This window comes from Kluyvera intermedia (assembly GCF_021440345.1).
Classification (GTDB): domain Bacteria; phylum Pseudomonadota; class Gammaproteobacteria; order Enterobacterales; family Enterobacteriaceae; genus Kluyvera; species Kluyvera intermedia_A.
Window position 1 is genome coordinate 14625 of sequence record NZ_JAKCNS010000099.1, and the last position, 19920, is coordinate 34544.

The 19920-nt window shown below is 53.5% G+C and carries 16 protein-coding genes; 7 read left to right on the top strand and 9 right to left on the bottom strand.

Translation table 11 applies throughout. The annotated features are described in order from the left end of the window. Nucleotides 1-101: 101 nt before the first annotated feature. A complete protein-coding gene (locus LZ634_RS20440; RefSeq protein ID WP_234508487.1) occupies nt 102-1406 on the bottom strand; it encodes an MFS transporter in 1305 nt (434 codons plus the stop codon). Between the two features lie 472 nt (nt 1407-1878). Between LZ634_RS20440 and uxaC the strand changes: the two genes are divergently transcribed. From uxaC to LZ634_RS20455, 3 genes are all read left to right on the top strand, one after another. Continuing rightward, on the top strand, nt 1879-3291 hold the full coding sequence (gene uxaC / locus LZ634_RS20445) for a glucuronate isomerase (protein ID WP_234508489.1): 1413 nt from the start codon (nt 1879-1881) through the stop codon (nt 3289-3291). 14 nt (nt 3292-3305) lie between these two features. Beyond that, a complete protein-coding gene (locus tag LZ634_RS20450) occupies nt 3306-4793 on the top strand; it encodes a UxaA family hydrolase (RefSeq protein ID WP_234508492.1) in 1488 nt (495 codons plus the stop codon). Between the two features lie 84 nt (nt 4794-4877). After that, entirely contained in the window at nt 4878-5429 is a 552-nt protein-coding gene (locus LZ634_RS20455) for a YgjV family protein (protein WP_234508494.1), read from the top strand. Nucleotides 5430-5448: 19 nt separating this feature from the next. On the opposite strand, the gene sstT is transcribed toward LZ634_RS20455, so the two are convergent. The 4 genes from sstT to LZ634_RS20475 all read right to left on the bottom strand — a co-directional run bounded on the left by sstT (nt 5449) and on the right by LZ634_RS20475 (nt 9742). Then, nucleotides 5449-6699, bottom strand: coding sequence for a serine/threonine transporter SstT (sstT, locus tag LZ634_RS20460; RefSeq protein ID WP_234508496.1), 1251 nt, complete (start codon nt 6697-6699; stop codon nt 5449-5451). Between the two features lie 243 nt (nt 6700-6942). After that, entirely contained in the window at nt 6943-7911 is a 969-nt protein-coding gene (locus LZ634_RS20465) for a TerC family protein (protein WP_234508499.1), read from the bottom strand. Nucleotides 7912-8182: 271 nt separating this feature from the next. Further along, nucleotides 8183-9169 carry a Gfo/Idh/MocA family protein gene (locus LZ634_RS20470; protein ID WP_234508501.1) on the bottom strand — a complete coding sequence of 329 codons (987 nt, stop codon included), beginning with the start codon at nt 9167-9169 and terminating at the stop codon, nt 8183-8185. A 72-nt stretch (nt 9170-9241) separates the two neighbouring features. After that, the gene (locus LZ634_RS20475; RefSeq protein WP_234508503.1) at nt 9242-9742 is read right to left on the bottom strand and encodes a YgjP-like metallopeptidase domain-containing protein; all 501 of its coding nucleotides are present in this window, start codon (nt 9740-9742) and stop codon (nt 9242-9244) included. An 83-nt stretch (nt 9743-9825) separates the two neighbouring features. Here LZ634_RS20475 and rlmG point away from each other — a divergent pair, with 83 nt between their 5' ends. Continuing rightward, nucleotides 9826-10962, top strand: coding sequence for a 23S rRNA (guanine(1835)-N(2))-methyltransferase RlmG (rlmG, locus tag LZ634_RS20480; RefSeq protein WP_234508505.1), 1137 nt, complete (start codon nt 9826-9828; stop codon nt 10960-10962). A gap of 74 nt (nt 10963-11036) precedes the next feature. On the opposite strand, the gene LZ634_RS20485 is transcribed toward rlmG, so the two are convergent. The 4 genes from LZ634_RS20485 to LZ634_RS20500 all read right to left on the bottom strand — a co-directional run bounded on the left by LZ634_RS20485 (nt 11037) and on the right by LZ634_RS20500 (nt 16742). After that, complete coding sequence (locus LZ634_RS20485; RefSeq protein ID WP_234508508.1) at nt 11037-13055, bottom strand: NADPH-dependent 2,4-dienoyl-CoA reductase; 2019 nt, start codon at nt 13053-13055, stop codon at nt 11037-11039. Nucleotides 13056-13192: 137 nt separating this feature from the next. Further along, nucleotides 13193-14263 (bottom strand): ABC transporter ATP-binding protein, encoded by a 1071-nt coding sequence (locus tag LZ634_RS20490; RefSeq protein WP_234508510.1) that lies wholly within the window; start codon nt 14261-14263, stop codon nt 13193-13195. Beyond that, nucleotides 14260-15636 carry a phosphomannomutase CpsG gene (locus LZ634_RS20495; protein WP_234508512.1) on the bottom strand — a complete coding sequence of 459 codons (1377 nt, stop codon included), beginning with the start codon at nt 15634-15636 and terminating at the stop codon, nt 14260-14262. The genes LZ634_RS20490 and LZ634_RS20495 overlap by 4 nt, the downstream gene beginning before the upstream one ends. A 29-nt stretch (nt 15637-15665) precedes the next feature. After that, nucleotides 15666-16742, bottom strand: a complete 1077-nt coding sequence (locus tag LZ634_RS20500) for a LacI family DNA-binding transcriptional regulator (RefSeq protein ID WP_234508514.1) — start codon at nt 16740-16742, stop codon at nt 15666-15668. Between the two features lie 179 nt (nt 16743-16921). On the opposite strand from LZ634_RS20500, the gene LZ634_RS20505 reads away from it, so the two are divergent. Genes LZ634_RS20505 through LZ634_RS20515 form a run of 3 tightly spaced genes read left to right on the top strand, consistent with a single transcriptional unit; the run spans nt 16922 to nt 19915 of the window. After that, nucleotides 16922-18211 (top strand): ABC transporter substrate-binding protein, encoded by a 1290-nt coding sequence (locus LZ634_RS20505; RefSeq protein WP_234508516.1) that lies wholly within the window; start codon nt 16922-16924, stop codon nt 18209-18211. Between the two features lie 9 nt (nt 18212-18220). Further along, on the top strand, nt 18221-19087 hold the full coding sequence (locus tag LZ634_RS20510) for a carbohydrate ABC transporter permease (protein WP_234508518.1): 867 nt from the start codon (nt 18221-18223) through the stop codon (nt 19085-19087). Continuing rightward, the gene (locus tag LZ634_RS20515; protein ID WP_234508520.1) at nt 19088-19915 is read left to right on the top strand and encodes a carbohydrate ABC transporter permease; all 828 of its coding nucleotides are present in this window, start codon (nt 19088-19090) and stop codon (nt 19913-19915) included. It abuts the gene before it with no gap. Nucleotides 19916-19920 lie beyond the last annotated feature (5 nt).

A 19920-nucleotide genomic window follows, 5' to 3' on the forward strand; every position in this document is an offset into this window, starting at 1 on the left:
AAATTTGTTATACCACTTTTACGCACAGCTAACCACAATTAGCAATGAAAAAAGCCGCCTGAATCAAGGCGGCTTGAGAGAAAAAAGACATCAGGAATCGATTAGTTTTGCGTTGCCTGCTGCGTCGGGTGATGGCTATCCGATTCGCCATCGTCCGCCTGTTTGTTCTGCAGGACGGTCCAGATAACCAGCGCACCTAACAGGTCGAAGATAGCCAGTACGGCAAACAGCGGGCTGAAGCCAATGGTATCGGCCAGCGCACCGACCACCAGAGCAAACATGGTACTTGCCATCCATGCCGCCATCCCGGTTAAACCGTTGGCGGTAGCCACTTCGTTACGACCGAATACATCGGAAGAGAGCGTAATTAGCGCGCCGGACAGGGACTGGTGAGCAAAGCCACCAAGGCACAGCAGGGCGATAGCAATATAAGGACTGGTGAACAGGCCGATCATCCCAGGGCCAATCATCAGCAGTGCGCCCATGGTGACAACCATTTTACGCGAAACAATCAGGTTAACGCCGAACCAGCGCTGGAACAGCGGCGGCAAATAACCACCCAGTACGCAGCCTACGTCAGCAAACAGCATTGGCATCCATGCAAACATAGCGATTTCTTTCAGATCAAAGCCATACACTTTGAACATGAACAGTGGGATCCAGGCGTTGAAAGTACCCCAGGCTGGTTCTGCCAGGAAACGTGGCAGTGCGATACCCCAGAAGCGACGGGTCTGAATAATCTGCCACGGCGACATTTTCTTACCGTTGTTGGTCTGGTGCTGTGCTTCCTGACCACCAATGATGTAATCGCGTTCTTCGTCAGTTAATTTCTTCTGATCGCGTGGGTGTTTGTAGAAGATGAGCCAGGACATCGCCCAAATGAAGCTCAGTACGCCAGAGATGATGAACGCCATCTGCCAGCTGTGCATCACGATAGCCCAGACGACCAGCGGTGGAGCAATCATACCGCCGATAGAAGAACCGACGTTGAAGTAGCCCACTGCAATAGAACGCTCTTTCGCCGGGAACCACTCGGAGCTCGCTTTCAGACCCGCAGGGATCATCGCCGCTTCTGCGGCACCGACTGCACCACGGGCAATCGCCAGGCCACCCCAGCTGCCTGCCAGCGCGGTAGCGCCGCAGAATACAGCCCAGGCAACGGCGAAGAAGGCGTAGCCAATTTTGGTACCCAGAACGTCCAGCACATAGCCCGCAACGGGCTGCATGACGGTGTAAGCTGCGGAGTAAGCAGCGATGATGTACGAATATTGCTGTGTGGAAATATGCAGCTCAGCCATTAAGGTTGGCGCCGCTGCCGCCACGGTATTACGTGTCAGGTATCCTAGCACGGTGCCCATCGTCACCAGTGCAATCATGTACCAACGTAATCCTTTAATTTTACGCATGTAAACCTCATCGTTTTGTTATCTCTGCGGGGTTCGCAGCCATCACCCTGTGCCAGGAGATGATGTTTTTTCGAAGGGCTTACCGAGGACGTGAATCCCGGTACGGCCCGAACTTGCCATTAGTACGTGTGCTGAATTCGGTATCCGTACCGCTAAATCAGGTGTCTGTATCGACCACTGCTAATGCATTGTGTCTGTGTATGTATTCGACGGGGGGCAAGATAACTTGTCATACAACTTTAAAAGGTGAATACCGTCACAAAAGAGGTATTTTCCATAGTGTTTAAGGGGTAGATAAGGCAGGCCAGTACTGGCGCGGCTTGCAGCTCATTTTTGCCAGTTTTATTGTCATTTTTTGTCAGCGTTTATTGATCTAACTCACGAAAAAATCGTCGGTCCAATGAAATTGGTGTGATAACTTTGTCGGCATTACAGATAAACATCTGACCCACTCGTTGAGAGGAAGACGATAATGACCCCGTTTATGACTGAAGATTTCCTGTTAGATACCGAATTTGCCCGCCGTCTGTACCACGACTACGCAAAAGACCAGCCGATTTTCGACTACCACTGCCATTTACCGCCGCAGCAGGTTGCTGAAGACTATCGCTTTAAAAACCTGTATGACATCTGGCTGAAAGGCGACCACTACAAGTGGCGTGCGATGCGCACCAATGGTGTTGCTGAGCGCCTGTGTACCGGCGATGCGTCTGACCGTGAGAAATTTGACGCGTGGGCGGCGACCGTTCCACACACCATCGGCAACCCGTTATACCACTGGACCCATCTGGAGCTGCGCCGTCCGTTCGGCATTACCGGTAAACTGCTGTCTCCGGCCACCGCTGGCGAAATCTGGGATGAGTGCAACGAGCTGTTGGCGCAGGACAAGTTCTCCGCGCGCGGCATCATGAAGCAGATGAACGTGAAAATGGTCGGCACCACCGATGACCCTATCGATTCTCTGGAACACCACGCGGCTGTTGCTAAAGATGGCTCTTTCGACGTGAAAGTGCTGCCGAGCTGGCGCCCGGATAAAGCCTTCAATATCGAACAGGCGACTTTCAACGACTATATGGCGAAACTGAGCGAAGTGTCTGACACTGAAATCCGCCGTTTCGCCGATCTGCAGACCGCGCTGACCAAACGTCTGGATCACTTCGCCGCTCACGGTTGTAAAGTGTCCGACCACGCGCTGGACGTGGTGCTGTTCGCTGAGTCTAACGAAGCAGAACTCGATAGCATCCTGGCCCGTCGTCTGGCCGGTGAAACCCTGAGCGAGCACGAAGTGGCGCAGTTCAAAACCGCGGTACTGGTGTTCCTCGGTGCTGAATATGCACGTCGCGAGTGGGTACAGCAGTACCACATTGGTGCGCTGCGTAATAACAACCAACGTCAGTTCAAACTGCTGGGCGCGGATGTTGGTTTTGACTCTATCAACGACCGCCCGATGGCTGAAGAGCTGTCTAAGCTGCTGAGCAAGCAGAACGAACAGAACCTGCTGCCAAAAACCATCCTCTATTGTCTGAACCCGCGCGACAACGAAGTGCTGGGCACCATGATCGGTAACTTCCAGGGTGAAGGGATGCCGGGCAAAATGCAGTTCGGTTCCGGCTGGTGGTTCAACGACCAGAAAGACGGTATGGAACGTCAGATGACGCAGCTGGCGCAGCTGGGCCTGCTGAGCCGCTTTGTGGGCATGCTGACCGATAGCCGCAGCTTCCTGTCTTACACCCGTCATGAATACTTCCGCCGTATTCTGTGCCAGATGATTGGCCGTTGGGTTGCCGCGGGCGAAGCGCCTGCCGATATCCAGCTGCTGGGTGAGATGGTGAAAAATATTTGCTTTAACAATGCGCGTGACTATTTCGCCATTGAACTGAACTAAGGTCTGGGGTTGGTATGCAATACATCAAGATCCATGCGCTGGATAATGTCGCGGTAGCGCTCGCTGACTTAGCGGAAGGAACCGAAGTGACCGTTGATGGCCAGGTTATCACCCTACGCCAGCCGGTGACGCGCGGCCATAAATTCGCTCTGCGCGCCATTGCGAAAGGCGAAAACGTCATTAAATACGGTCTGCCAATCGGCCATACGCTGGTCGATGTGGCGGCGGGTGAGCACATTCATGCTCATAACACCCGTACCAATCTGAGCGATCTGGATACGTATAGCTACCAACCGGATTTCCAGGCTGAAGTGGCACAGCACGCCGATCGTGAGGTACAGATTTACCGCCGCGCGAACGGTGAAGTTGGGGTGCGTAACGAACTGTGGATCCTGCCGACCGTTGGCTGTGTCAACGCGATGGCACGTCAGATGCAAACGCGCTTCCTCAAAGAAAGCAATGATGCTGAAGGTATTGACGGCGTTCACCTCTTCAGCCACACCTACGGCTGTTCGCAGCTGGGTGATGACCACATTAATACCCGTACCATGCTGCAAAACATGGTGCGTCACCCGAATGCGGGTGCGGTGCTGGTGGTGGGTCTTGGCTGTGAAAATAACCAGGTTGATGCCTTCCGCGAAACGTTAGGAGAGTTCGATCCTGAACGCGTTCACTTTATGATCTGCCAACACCAGGAAGACGAAGTGGAAGCGGGGATCGAACACCTCCGCCAACTGTACGATGTGATGCGTAACGACCAGCGTGAGCCAGGTAAACTGAGCGAGCTGAAGTTTGGTCTGGAGTGCGGCGGGTCTGACGGTCTGTCCGGTATCACCGCTAACCCAATGCTGGGACGCTTCTCTGACTATGTGATTGCCAACGGCGGCACCACCGTGCTGACTGAAGTTCCGGAAATGTTCGGTGCCGAGCAGTTGCTGATGGATCACTGTCGCGATGAAGAGACCTTCGGCAAGCTGGTGACTATGGTCAATGACTTTAAGCAGTACTTCATTGCCCACAATCAGCCGATTTACGAGAACCCATCTCCGGGCAACAAAGCGGGCGGTATCACCACGCTGGAAGACAAGTCGTTGGGCTGCACGCAAAAAGCGGGCTCCAGCCAGGTGGTTGACGTACTGCGCTACGGCGAACGTTTGAAAACCCACGGGCTGAACCTGCTGAGCGCGCCGGGCAACGATGCGGTTGCTACCAGCGCACTGGCGGGTGCGGGCTGTCATATGGTGCTGTTCAGTACCGGTCGCGGTACGCCATACGGTGGTTTCGTGCCAACGGTGAAAATCGCCACCAACAGTGAGCTGGCAGCCAGGAAAAAACACTGGATCGACTTTGACGCCGGCCAGCTGATTCACGGTAAAGCGATGCCTCAGCTGCTTAATGAGTTTGTCGATACAATTGTGGACTTCGCCAACGGCAAGCAGACCTGCAACGAGCGCAATGATTTCCGCGAGCTGGCATTGTTTAAGAGCGGTGTCACGTTGTAGTCGCACGATATTCTGATACGATAAAACGGCGTTTCAAATCCTGAAGCGCCGTTTTTTTATGACTTCGTTTCTCAGGGACTCTTCATGACCGCGTATTGGCTCGCCCAGGGCGTAGGTATCATCGCTTTTCTGATCGGTATCACTACTTTCATCAACCGCGACGAGCGTCGTTTCAAGTTTCAGCTGGCTATCTACAGCGGCGTTATTGGGCTGCATTTCTTCTTGATGGGAGCTATCCCGGCCGGAGCGAGCGCCGAGCTTAACGTGATTCGAACGGTGATTTCGGTTTATACCCGGCGCCTGTGGGTGATGTTCTTGTTTATCGCCCTGACGCTGATTATCGGTATCGGCAAACTTCAGCATGCGATGGAAATTCTGCCGGTCATCGGCACGGTGGCCAGTACCTGGGCGCTGTTTCGCTGCAAAGGGCTGACGGTGCGCTGCGTGATGTGGTGCTCAACGGCCTGCTGGGTGATGCATAACTTCTGGCTCGGTTCTATTGGCGGCACGCTGATTGAAGGCAGCTTCCTCGTGATGAACGGCCTGAACATTATTCGCTTCTGGCGGATGCAGCGTAAAGGCATTGACCCGTTTAAGGTCGAGAAGAAAGTGCAGGAAGAAAACCCCTCCGCCTGATGGCGAAGGGGGAGAAGGACTAGCTGCGCAGCGCATCCTTTGCCAGACGCGCATCTTCCGCCTGGCAAACGGCGGCGGTGAACATCACATCGGTAGAGGAGTTGATGGCGGTTTCGCAGGAGTCCTGCAGCACGCCGATGATAAAGCCGACGGCAACCACCTGCATGGCAATCTCGTTGGGAATACCAAACATATTACAGGCCAGCGGGATCAGCAGTAATGAACCACCCGCCACGCCGGATGCGCCGCAGGCGCACAGCGATGCCACGACGCTCAACAGCAGCGCGGTTGGCAGATCGATAGCAATACCCAGTGTATGTACGGCTGCCAGCGTCAGCACGGTGATGGTAATCGCCGCCCCCGCCATATTGACCGTGGCCCCTAGTGGAATGGATACCGAGTAGGTATCACGATCCAGATTCAGCTTCTCACACAGCGACATGTTGACCGGAATGTTTGCCGCCGAGCTGCGGGTAAAGAAGGCGGTCACGCCGCTTTCGCGCAGGCACAGGAACACCAGTGGATATGGGTTGCGGCGAATCTGCAAAAATACCAGCAGCGGGTTTATCACCAGCGCGACCACCGCCATACAGCCAATCAGCACCAACAACAGCTGTGCATAGCCCCACAGCGCCGAGAAACCGGTGGTGGCAAGCGTAGAAGATACCAGGCCAAAGATCCCGATAGGCGCGAAGCGGATAACTACCTTCACGATAAAAGTCACCGCATTCGACATATCGTTGACCAGATTTTTGGTGCTCTCATTGCTATGGCGCAGAGCAAAACCCAGACCCACTGCCCAAACCAGAATACCGATGTAGTTGGCATTAATCAGCGCGTGAATCGGGTTGGCCACGATGCTCATCAATAGGCCGTGCATCACCTCAACGATACCGGTTGGCGGCGTGATGTCCGTTGCCCCGGTCGCCAGTTGCAGCGTGGAAGGGAAGATGAAGCTCACCACCACGGCGGTCAGCGCAGCCGCGAAGGTGCCGAACAGATAGAGCCATAAAATCGGGCGGATGTTCGTTTTCTGGCCCTGCTGATGGTTGGCGATAGAGGCCATCACCAGTGTTAATACCAGTACCGGCGCCACAGCTTTCAGCGCGCCAACGAACAGCGTGCCCAGCAGGCCGGTGGCGATAGCGGCGGGTTTTGAAACCAGCGCCAGCAAAATACCGAGGACAAGACCGAGAAGGATCTGTTTGACCAGACTGCCCTGGGTCACAAAGCGCATGAAGCCGGATGAAGCGGGTTGTTGTGTCATCATTGCATTCCTTAAGATGATGAGTTGTGTCGTTCCAGCGACGTATTATTTGTTACGTTTATGTCTGGATGTAAAAAAATGTTTGCACGATCGAGTATAAGGAATGTCTTCGGTTGGGGAAGTATAAAATGCTGGAATTTACGTTGCGTGTCATAATTCTTAACTAATTATTTACATTTTTGCGACGCAAATATGAACGAGAGCAAGGATTCGGACGAGCCACGAGAGGCTCGTCCGCAGAGGGGATTACATCATCTGTTTTTTCGCATCGTTACGGTGATTAACCCATGCGTTAATCAGCAGGGTAAGCAGCAGAATGCCGCCAACCACGGCCAACGAAATGGAGATCGGAATGTGGTAGAAATCGACGATCAGCATCTTGATACCGATAAACACCAGGATTATCGACAGACCGTACTTCAGCATTGAGAAGCGCTCTGCAACGCCCGCCAGCAGGAAGTACATCGCACGCAGGCCGAGGATCGCGAACAGGTTAGAGGTCAGCACGATAAACGGATCGGTCGTCACCGCGAAGATTGCCGGGATGCTATCTACCGCGAAAATCACGTCGCTCAGCTCAACCAGAATCAGCACCAGCAGCAGCGGGGTAGCAAACAGCACGCCGTTTTTGCGGGTAAAGAAATGCTCATTCTCGATTTTATCGGTCATCCGCAGATGGCTACGAAGCCAGCGTACCAGCGGCTTGTCGCCAATGCCGCCTTCATCTTCTTTGGCCAGCGCCATCTTGATACCGGTGAACAGCAAAAACGCGCCGAAGAGATACAGCAGCCATTCAAACTGGGAGATAAGCCAGCTGCCGGCGAAGATCATGATGGTACGCAGCACGATCGCGCCCAATACGCCGTAGACCAGCACCCGACGCTGCAACGCTGCCGGAACGGAGAAGTAGCTAAACAGCATCAGCCAGACGAAGACGTTGTCGACCGCCAGCGATTTTTCAATCAGGTAGCCGGTGAGGAAGGCCAGCGCCTGTGGATCGGCCACCGCACGCCCCTGGGTCTGTACCAGATACCACCAGAAGGCTGCGTTAAACAGCAAAGAGAGGGTTATCCAGACCAGCGACCAGCTAGCGGCCTGTTTCATCGACATCGTATGAGCGCCGCGACGGCCCTGTAAAAACAGGTCGATGGCGAGCATGATAACCACCACAACCGCGAATCCGCCCCACAGCAACGGTGTGCCGACTGTATTCATAACTATTTTCCTTACGCATAAAAAAACGGCTAACGTCAGAAGACGATAGCCGTTGCTTTTTATGCATAGACCTCGCCTTCCGGCAAGGTCTCACTTACAACAAGAAAGGAATACGCGTTCGTATTCCTTTTTCGTTGCCCGGCGACCGGATACGTTTTACACGTATCGTAATGACGATCCACCGACAAGGAAGTTACTCCCCTTTGCACGTAACAAAATATGTCAGGTCACTGGTTTCGTCAATGACCCGACCTCTCTCTTTTACGTTGTTTTACGAAGCCTGCGCATCCGCCGGGAAAACGACGCCGGTCTGGCGACGGATTTCGGTCTGAACTTTGGCGGTAATGCGGCTGACTTCAAGCCCTGGGTGATTCACTTCGTTGTTTTCGACCAAGCGTGCAAACTCTTCGGCTTCATACAGCATAGTATTGATGTGCTGAGGCTGGCTGAGATCTTGCGCTTTGCTGCCGCGCGGCACGAAGGAAAGCTTCTGGCACTCGGAGATTTTTTCGATAACCAACGCCCCGGCTTCGCCCTGAATTTCACTTGGCAGGCTGGAGTCGCTGACTTTGGAGTGCTGCAGCGTGACGCTGAAATCACCGTAGTCCATCACCACCACACCATGGGCGTCGACGCCGCTGTCCAGCAGGCTAGCGGAAGCCTGAACTTGTTTTGGCTCGCCCCAAAGTGCGACCGCTGAGGCCAGGCAGTAAAAACCGATATCCATAATCGAGCCGTTGGAGAAGGCTGGGTTAAAGGTATTTGGGTTTTCGCCGTCGAGATAACGCTGGTAGCGAGAAGAGTACTGGCAGTAGTTGATAAACGCTTTACGGAGCTGACCGAGCTTTGGCAGCGTTTGCTGCAGCAGCTGGAAGTTAGGCAGGCTGGCCGTTTTAAACGCTTCGAACAGCACCACCTGGTTTTCGCGAGCGAGGGCAATCGCCTGCTCCACTTCACGCAGGTTAGACGCGAGTGGCTTCTCGCAGATCACATGCTTTTTATGGCGCAGGAACAGCTCGGTTTGCGGAAAGTGCAGCGAGTTCGGGCTGGCGATATACACCGCGTCGACGTCATCGCTTTGTGCCATGGCTTCCAGCGAGGTGAACAGATGCTCGACGGGATAATCGTTGGCGAAACTTTGCGCCTGCTCGAGGCTGCGGGAATAGACGGCGGTTAACTTGTACTTGCCGGTCTCATGAGCGGCATCGACAAACTGGCGGGTTATCCAGTTTGTCCCAATCACAGCGAAACGTATCATAAACGCCTTCAGGCTCCATAAAGGGATTCTTTCGTCAATGTATCACGCCTTTATGACAATGCCAGTGCTCGCCTACGCAGTTTCCTTTAACGAAAGATGCGTGAGCCACAAACGGGTATCAAACTCCAGCTGGTGGTACTGCGGCTCCATATAACAGCACAGCTGATAGAACGCTTTATCGTGTTCTTTCTCTTTCAGATGCGCCAATTCATGAACCACGATCATTTTCAAAAAAGCTTCAGGTGCGTTGCGGAACACGGTGGCGACGCGAATCTCCGCTTTGGCTTTGAGCTTGCCGCCCTGCACGCGTGATACCGCCGTGTGCAGCCCGAGCGCGTTTTTCAGCACGTGGATCTTATTGTCGTACATGACTTTATTGATTGGCGGCGCGTTGCGCAGAAACTGGCTTTTCAGATCCTGGGTATACTGCCAGAGCGCCTTGTCGGTAGCGAAATCGTGCGTACCGGGGTAGCGTTTCTCCAGCACCGCCCCCAGGCGCCGCTCGGTGATTAACGTGCGCACCTGAGTCAGTAAATGCTCCGGGTAGCCCTGGAGGTAAGTTAGTTGGTTCATCTTCACCCACGCAAATCATAAAAAGTGTATACTCACGCACCCTTTTCAGGGATACGCCGTAATTTTACCATTCAGGAGGGCCGATGAGCCACATAGACAACGGTTTCCGTTCGCTGACACTTAAACGTTTCCCGGAGACGGATGACGTTAACCCGCTGCTGGCGTGGGAAGCGGCGGATGAATATCTGCTGCAACAGCTGGACGATACCGAGATTAGCGGCCCGGTGATAATCCTGAATGATACCTTCGGCGCGCTGGGCTGTGCGCTGGCGGAACATACCCCGTACAGTATTGGCGATTCTTACTTAAGCGAGCTGGCGACGCGTGAAAACCTGCGCCACAACGACATTGCTGAATCCAGCGTCAAATTCCTCGACAGCACCGCCGAGTATCCGCAGGCGCCGGGCGTGGTGCTGATTAAGATCCCAAAAACCATGGCGCTGCTCGAACAGCAGCTGCGTGCGCTGCGCGAAGTGGTGACGCCACAGACGCGTATTATTGCCGGTGCGAAAGCCCGCGATATCCACACTTCGACGCTTGAACTGTTTGAAAAAGTGCTCGGCCCAACCACTACCACGCTGGCATGGAAAAAAGCGCGTCTGATTAACTGTACCTTCAGCAAGCCGGAATTAGCCGACACCTCGTTGACGCTGAGCTGGAAGCTGGAAGGCACCGACTGGACCATCCACAACCATGCCAACGTCTTCTCCCGCACCGGGCTGGATATTGGCGCACGTTTCTTTATGCAAAATCTGCCGGATAATCTGGAAGGCGAGATTGTTGACCTTGGCTGCGGCAACGGCGTTATCGGTATGACGCTGCTGGAGAAGAATCCGCAGGCGAACGTGGTGTTTGTCGATGAATCCCCAATGGCCGTTGCCTCCAGCCGTCTGAACGTGGAAAGCAACCTGCCAGAAGCGCTGGATCGCTGCGAGTTTATGATCAACAACGCGCTCTCCGGCGTGGAGCCGTTCCGCTTTAACGCGGTACTGTGCAACCCGCCGTTCCACCAGAAACACGCGCTGACCGATAACATTGCGTGGGAGATGTTCCACCACGCGCGCCGCTGCCTGAAAATCAACGGCGAGCTGTATATCGTCGCCAACCGTCATCTCGACTACTTCCACAAACTGAAGAAGATTTTCGGTAACTGCGAAACCATCGCGACGAACAACAAATTTGTGGTGCTGAAAGCGGTGAAACTCGGCCGTCGCCGTTAATCGCTGACGCCAGAGAGTAGTAAAAACGCCTATCCGGCCTGATAAACGTTAGGCCGGATAAATTCAACAGATAGTTAAATCTCCAGCGCCAGTCGGGTGCCCTGCGCGATAGCTCGTCGGGCGTCCAGCTCTCCCGCAACATCGCTGCCGCCGATAAGATGCACCGTTTTACCCGCAGCCTGCAGCGGTTCCGCGAGCAGACGATTGGGTTCCTGCCCGGCGCAGATAATCACATTATCAACCGCTAGCGTTTGCGCTTCGCCGTTGATCTCCACGTGTAATCCCGCATCGTCAATCTTTTGGTAGCTAACGCCTGGGATCATTTTCACTCCACGCGAAAGCAGGGTAGTACGGTGGATCCAGCCGGTAGTTTTGCCCAGCCCTTCGCCTGGCTTACTGGCCTTACGCTGTAGCATGACGATCTGCCGTGGACTACGCGCCAGGTGTGGCCCTTCCGGACGCAGGCCGCCGGCCTGTTGCAGACTGGTATCGATCCCCCATTCAACGCAGAACTCGGCAATATTCTGGCTGGTTGGACTGCCTGGCTGGCTGAGATACATCGCGGTATCAAAGCCGATGCCGCCGCAGCCGATAATGGCTACGCGCTTGCCTACCGGGGCTTTATCGCGCAGCACGTCAAGATAGGTCAGCACTTTCGGGTGATCGATACCGTCGATCGGCGGCGTGCGCGGGGTGATCCCGGTGGCGAGAATGGTCTCATCAAAGTGCAGAAGATCGTCGGCGCTAACACGCTGATTGAGCTTCAGCGTGACGCCGGTTATCTCGATCATTCTGCGGTAATAGCGCAGCGTTTCATAAAACTCTTCTTTGCCTGGGATCTGCTTGGCGATATTAAACTGCCCGCCGATCTCGGCGTTGGCATCAAACAGCGTTACCTGATGGCCGCGCGCGGCGGCGTTGATGGCAAAGGCCAGACCCGCCGGACCAGCGCCGACCACCGCTAGATTTTTGCTCCGCGCAGCGGGCACTATCGGCATTTTGGTTTCATGGCAGGCGCGCGGGTTCACCAGACAGGAAGTCACTTTGCCGACGAAGATCTGATCCAGACAGGCCTGATTACAACCGATGCAGGTGTTGATCTCGTCGGCTCGTCCAGACTGCGCTTTTGACAGCAGTTCGGCATCGGCCAGGAAGGGGCGCGCCATCGACACCATATCGGCGTCGCCGCGCGACAGAATGTCATCGGCCACCTGCGGATCGTTGATACGGTTAGTGGTGACCAGCGGGATCGTCACGTGGCCTTTTAGTTTACGCGTCACCCAGCTAAATGCGCCGCGTGGCACCGGCGTCGCAATGGTGGGGATCCGCGCTTCATGCCAGCCGATCCCGGTATTGATGATTGTCGCTCCGGCGGCCTCAATGGCTTTTGCCAGCAGCACGGTTTCATCGAAGGTGCCGCCGTTATCCACGAGATCGAGCATCGACAGGCGATAAACGATAATAAAATCTTTTCCTACGCGCTGGCGTACCGCGCGCACCACTTCCACGGCAAAACGCATGCGGTTGGCGTAGTCGCCGCCCCACTGGTCATCGCGCTGGTTGGTACGGGCGGCCAGAAATTCGTTGATCAAATATCCTTCTGAGCCCATCACTTCCACGCCATCGTAGCCCGCTTCGCGCGCCAGCTGGGCACAGTGGGCAAAGTCATCGATCAGGGCAAGGATTTCTTCATGGGTTAGCGCGTGTGGCGTAAAACGGTTTATCGGCGCCTGGAGCGCAGAGGGCGCAACCAGCTTTGGCTGATAGCTGTAGCGACCGGTATGCAGGATTTGCAGGGCAATTTTGCCGCCTTCCTGATGCACCGCATCGGTAATCACGCGGTGATGCGGTACCTGACTCGCGTCGTTCAGCATCGCGCCGCCCGCCATTCCAACGCCGGTGGCATCCGGTGCGATTCCGCCGCTGACAATCAGCGCCACGCCGTGACGCGCGCGTTCGGCATAGAATGCCGCCAGACGCTCCGCGCCGTCGGGATACTCCTCAAGCCCGGTGTGCATCGAACCCATCAGCACACGGTTTTTAAGCTGGGTAAAACCCAGATCGAGCGGGGCGAACAGCGACGGATAGCTCATAAGAATGTCCAGTATGTGAAATTATTGTTATGTGGTCGGATGAGTTACTAATTTAGCCGTCGGCGAGCAAAAGGGAAAAAGGGAATGTGATGATTGTGATGGGATTCAAAGAACGCCCCCGTTACCGGGGGCAGCGCTTAACGAAGCGTGACCCGCTTACCCAACGAATCAAACAGGTGGAGGTGGGCCTCTTGTACGCTCAAGCTGAGTGATTGCTGGTTTGGGAAGCTCAACTGCTGGAATGACTTCAGGCAGATTGATTCTCCGGCGGCCTCCAGCCAGACCAGCGTAGAGTCTCCCTGAAGTTCACACAGACGGGTGCGACCGGTGAGGGTAAAGTCACCGGGTTGCTGATACTGCATATGCTCCGGACGGATGGCGACAAACATTTTATCGCCTTCACGAATCCCTTCCGGCTGGCGAGAAAGCGGGAAGACGATGTCATCCGCAATCTGTAGCGCGCCCTGATACCAGACGGCAGGGAGAATATTGATTTTAGGCGTGCCGATAAACTTGGCAACGAACAGGTTTGCCGGTGTGTTGTAGAGCTCAAGCGGCGTGCCGACCTGTTCAATTTTTCCTTTGTAGAGCACCACGATACGGTCGGCGAGCGTCATGGCTTCGACCTGGTCGTGGGTGACATAAATCATGGTGTTTTTCAGCGTGTTATGTAGCTGCTGGATCTCCTGACGCATCTCCACGCGTAGCGCGGCATCGAGGTTGGAAAGCGGCTCATCAAACAAGAACAGCTCTGGTTCCTGAACAATCGAACGGCCAATCGCCACGCGCTGTCGCTGGCCACCGGAGAGATTTTGCGGCAGCCTGTCGAGCATCTCATCCAGCTTTAGCATGGTGGCTGCACGATGGATTCGCCGCGCGATTTCATCAGCCGGGGTTTTGATATTCCGTAAGCCAAACGAGAGGTTATCGCGTACGGTCATATGCGGATAGAGGGCGTAGGACTGAAACACCATCGACAAGCTACGTTTGCCCGCTGCAAGGTGGGTGACGTCTTTATCACCCATCATCAGTGTGCCGCTATCGGGCATCTCAAGCCCGGCAATCATTCGCAGCAGCGTCGACTTACCGCAGCCGGAAGGGCCGACCAGCACGATAAATTCACCGGAAGCTATCTCCAGAGACAAATTTTCAATGATGGTGGTCTTGTCGTATTTTTTATGGATATTGCTCAGGTTAAGGGCTGTCATAGCGCCTCCTTCGCGGCAATGAATGCCAGCACTTCGGCAGTTTTGGCGGAGAGCAGGCCGGTATCGCCGCGAGTTTCAACATTCAGACGCAGCAGCGGTTCGGTATTCGAGGCGCGCAAGTTAAAGCGCCAGTCGGCAAAGGCCAGGCTAACGCCATCGCAGTCGTCGTATTGTGGCGACTGGGGCTGATAGTACGCGGTAATGCTTTTGAGCATGTCGGCAGGACTGTCGACAACCCGATTGATCTCTCCTGATACCGGAAACTGCGCCTGCGCCCCGGCGATAAAGTCAGACAATGGCTGATGGCTACCGCCAATAATTTGCAGCATCAGCACCAGCGGGATCATCCCGCTATCGCAGTAGCCAAATTCGCGAAAGTAGTGATGTCCGCTCATTTCGCCGCCGTAGATGGCATCTTCCTGGCGCATCCGGGCTTTGATAAAGGCGTGTCCGGTTTTGCTGATAATCGGCTTCCCGCCGTTGTGGTTGATAACCTCGAGGGTATTCCAGATTAAGCGTGGATCGAGGATAACGCTGCTACCGGGCGAGTGCTGTAAAAAATGACGGGCAAACAGCCCCACCAGGTAATAGCTCTCGATAAATTCGCCGCGCTGATCGAAGAAAAAACAGCGATCGAAATCGCCATCCCAGGCGATACCAAAATCAGCATGATTATCAATAACCGCCTGCTGGGTGGCGAGCTGGTTTTCTGCCAGCATCGGATTGGGAACACCCGCCGGGAAACGGCCATCGGGTTGATGATGTAGACGGATAAATTCAACCGGCACGCCAGAGTGATTCAGTGCCTCAGCTAGCGCATCGAGCGCCGGGCCTGCTGTTCCATGCCCTGAGTTGGCGACAATCCGCAGCGGGCGTATCAACGGGTGCCTGAAGAAACGCAGCAGGCAGCGGATCCATGCGGGACGGTTATCATAGGTGGTGAGGACGCCGCGATGCACAGCGGGCGGAAACGCGTTTTTCTCTGCCAGCGCTTTAATTTCAAGTAGCCCGTTGTCGTTGCTTACCGGGCGTGCTTCTTCGCGCACCAGTTTCATGCCATTGTCATGGGCGGGATTATGGCTGGCGGTGACTTGAATTCCACCGTCTGCGCGTAGCTCACGCGTGGCAAAGTAAATCTCTTCCGTGCCCGTGAGGCCAATATCAATCACATTAACGCCGCTGGACATCAGTCCTTCCGCGAGCGCGGCTTTTAACGCCTCCGAGCTCAGACGAATATCCGCCCCGACCACAACGCGTCGGGGGTGTAACCAACTGGCGTAGGCGCGACCAATCCGATAGGCAATTCCGGGTGTGAGTTCGACATCGACTTCGCCACGAATGTCGTAGGCTTTAAAGCAGGTCAGTTCATCCATAATCCACTCTTCGGTTAAGCAATAGGTACTCAGGCGGTTTCCCGCACGATGAGCTGATACTCCAGCGCATAGTGGGTGACTGGCCCGTTTTTCAGGAGTAACTCAACGGCGATTTTACCTTTGCGTTCTGCATCCTGGGCGATGGTCGTAAGCCCAATGCCCTTCACTTCGGGCGTCACGTTGTCAAAGCCGATGATCGCCACGCGTTGGGGAATGGGCAGGCCATTGCGCTGGCAGTAATTGACTGCGCCAACCGCGAAACGATCCGACAGGCAGATAAGCGCGGTGATGGCGGGATGGGCCGTTAATAACGTCTCAGCGGCCAGTTCGCCATGCTGTTCATCGTGTTGAGTTTCATAGAGCCAGCTATCGCCCAGCGGTATTCCATGCTCATGAAATACGTCGCGGCAGGCATTTACGCGCGTCAGCATTAATGTGTTGTCGCCGGCGATAGCCTGCTTAAGATGATGCATCCCTTGGACGCCGGGGCTCGAGGAGAAGGCGATGATGCCAAAATGGCGATGCCCTTTCTGGAGCAGATAGGTCGCGATATCGCGCATCGCACAGGTGTTATCTATGGATACGCTGCTGTATTGCGGCAGTTGAAAATCAAGCGTCACGACCGGGAGATGGCGCGCGAGCGTTTGCTGGATGACTTCGGCATTGTTGTAGGTGGCATTGAGAATGTAACCATCAACCAGCGTGGTGGGGGATGGCGATTTACACGAGGCCCCTTTTTGCAGCGGAATAAGCACCAGATTTATATTCTGTTCTTCGCAACGTATGGCAATCCCGCGCATCAGCTTGATGTCATGGGGATCGATAAATACGTAACTCATTGAGTCGTTAAAAACCACGCCGATGGCATCTGATTTTCCGGTACGTAACGCCCGAGCCAGTTTATCGGGTCCCTGAAAACCGACCGACTTTGCATAAGACAAAATACGCTCCCGTAAATCAGCAGAGAGTTTTTCAGGGTTATTCCACGCATTTGAAATCGTCGTGTGTGAAATACCCATTTCACTGGCCAATGATTTTATTGTTATCCTGGTGTTTTTTATTTCTTTATATTCATCAGGTGTTTTATTTTCTTTTTTTATATTCATGGGGATTATATGTTTGCGTTTTTATTTATACGTTAATGGGCGCTAAGTTTAGCGTTAAACAAAAATTGTTTTGTGATTTGTTTAACGTTAAACATAAAAAAGGAGTGCTAGTTTACGCCTCATTCAAAGCAGGGTTGCGGTAAGCCAATAATACGTATTACGCGTTAGGGAGATAAATCGTGAAATATTCAACGGTTGCTAAATTGACGGCATCAATACTACTCAGTTTCTGTATTTCCGGTTGTGGCCCGGATGATAAAAGCGAGGCGCAAGATAGCGCTAAAACACCGATTAAAATGTGGGTCGCGCCGAATGAAAATGAAGAGGCGTTCTGGAATAAAATGGTGACGGAATGGAATAAAGACGCCACGCATACACCCGTTGAATTTACAACTATTCCTGCGGCTAATAGCTCGGAAGAAGCCATCATGAATGCGTTGGCCTCAGGAACTGAACCGGATATTTCCAGTAATATATTTATTGGTTTTGCCAGTCAGCTTGTTGATGTCGGGCAAATTGAAGATTTATCTAAAATGCCTGGATTTGAGGCACTGGTGAATTCGCGTCAAATGACGGCGATCCTTCCCGCCTGGAAACTCAACGGCCAGCAAAATGTCCTGCCGATTTATATCAATCCTATTGTCTGGTGGTGGCGCGGTGATTTGCTGAAAAAATACGGTTTTGACCATGTTCCGACACGTTACGACGAACTTTACCAATTGGCTGAGCGCCGGGCGGCAGATAACCACGGCTACGTAATGCAGCTGACGGCGGGCAAAAACTGGTGGGAGCGCTGGTTTGACTTTATCCCGTTGTATTACGCACAGAGCGGTGGCAAAGCCTATATCGCGGATAAAAAAGCTGAATTCAATAACCCTGCGGGTCAGGCCGTGCTGACATTTATGGGGAAAGTGTTTGAAAACAAGTGGAGCAGCTATGACTTCACCGCCGCTGACGACCCGCTGGCAACCGGGCTAGTACTGGCCTCGGCACGTGGCCCCTGGGATCTCGCACGCTACCGTAAACAGTACCCGGACATACTGAAAACCATTCAGATAGGCCCAATGCTAACCGAAGGTGGCGTCGCGCATCCGCATACGTTTGGTGACAGCAAAGGCATGGTGATGTTCAGCTCCAGCAAACACAAAACGCAAGCCTGGGCATTCATACAATGGGTTTTTGGCCATGCAGAGCATGACCGTAGCTGGCTGGAACTTACCGGTATGCCGCCAGCGCGCGCCGATCTGATGACTAACCCGCTGTTTACTCAGTATTTTGACCAGAACCCGCTGGAGAAAAGCATTGCGTCCTATGTTGATGTCGCGCTGCCGCCGGTGGCGACGACGCAAACCACGGAAGTGCAGCGTAGTATGACGCAGATGCTTGAACGGGTGATTTTTAACCAGGATGACCCGACCAAAGTATTAGCCCAGTCCCAGCAAGAAATTAACGCCCTATTATCCAAATAAGGGGGATCAATGGCCGGATATGATTCCCGTACCGGAGGCCTGCTGGCCTCCGTATGGATAGGTTATTCTTTGCTGTTCTGGTTTTACCCACTGGCCTGGCTGCTGGTGCTTAGCGTGACACACTGGCAATTTATTGGTACGCCCCGTTTTACGGGGCTACAGAATATTATTGGCGTGGTTAACGACCAGCTATTCTGGACATCAATGTGGAATATCTGTCGGTTCCTGATGTGGTATTTACCCATCGTCTTTATCACCTCGTTACTCTTTGCCGCCGGTCTGCGTAAAATTAAATATGGGAAGGGGTTTATTGCACTGAGTTTTTTGCTGGCTAATATATCATCGGGCGTGGCCTATTCCATTGTGTTTGCCAAACTCTTTAGTGAATATGGCCCAGTGAATCAGTTTTTACGTGAAGCTTTTAATGTTTCTGTTCCCTGGTTTACCAACCCGGACTGCGCAATGCTATCGATCGCCCTGATTGTAACCTGGAAATTTGTCGGCTATTACGGTCTGATTCTTTATTCCGGGATGCAATCTATTCCGCACGATATTTATAGTGCGGCAGTGCTGGATAAAACGGGGCGCCTTAAACAAAGCTGGGCCATTACCTTGCCTATGATGAATCCGCAAATTGTCATGGTGATGGTGCTGGTGATTACCGTCGCTTTCAGTATTTTCACCGAACCTTATTTAATTACCGGCGGTGGGCCGTTGAACAGTACAACTAGTCCAATGGTGGTGATGTATGAAGCCGCTTTCCAGAATATGAAACCGACCTGGGCCGCTGCAATGTCAATCATTGTGGCTGGGTGTAGCTTCCTGGCTATCTGGCTCTTCCGCAAACTGTTTGAAAAAAATATCGAGATTGTGTGAATGAAAAAACTCACTCCCTTGAGCCTGTTAATTCATGCGGTGATGTTTTTACTGGCGTTAAGCTGGCTCTACCCGTTTATCTGGATGGTTGTCTCCTCACTGAAGCCAACGGCGGAAATCTACACCAGCAGCCTGTTCTCCGGGCATTTAACGCTGGAAAACTACACCTTCCTTTTTGATAACAGCAACCGTGCAGATAAGCCGTTTTTGCGCACGTTGTGTAATTCGCTGTTTGTGTCCATCACCATCACCGCCTGTGTGACCGTCACCTCGATGCTGGTGGGATACGCGCTGGCGAAGACCGAATTTCACGGTAAAAACGCGTTTCGCAATTTACTGATTGTGCAGATGGTGTTCCCGGTATTCATGTTCATCATTCCGCAGTTTGTGCTGATGCGGGAGCTGGGGCTGATTAATGACTACAGCGCGATGATCCTGCCCTATGCGATGAGCGCGTGGGGGATCTTTATGGTGTCGCAGAGCTTCAAAGGGACGCCGAATGATTACCTGTACGCCGCGCGTCTCGATCACGCCAATCTGTGGGGCATTTTGCGTCATGTGATGATGCCGCTGAATAAATCCATTCTGGCGATTGTTGCGCTATTCACCTTCTCAAGCTCCTGGGACAACTTCCTGTGGCCGCTGATTGTGATGCGAGATGTCGAAAAAATGCCGTTCTCAGTCCTGTTAGCGACGTTCAGTAAATCTTACGGCGTGTATCTGGGGCCGGTAATGGCTGGGGCAGTGGTGCAGATGCTGCCTGTCGTCGTGCTATTTATCCTGTTCCGTAAATATTTCCTGCAGGGTATGTCGTTATCACTGAAATAAGGAAC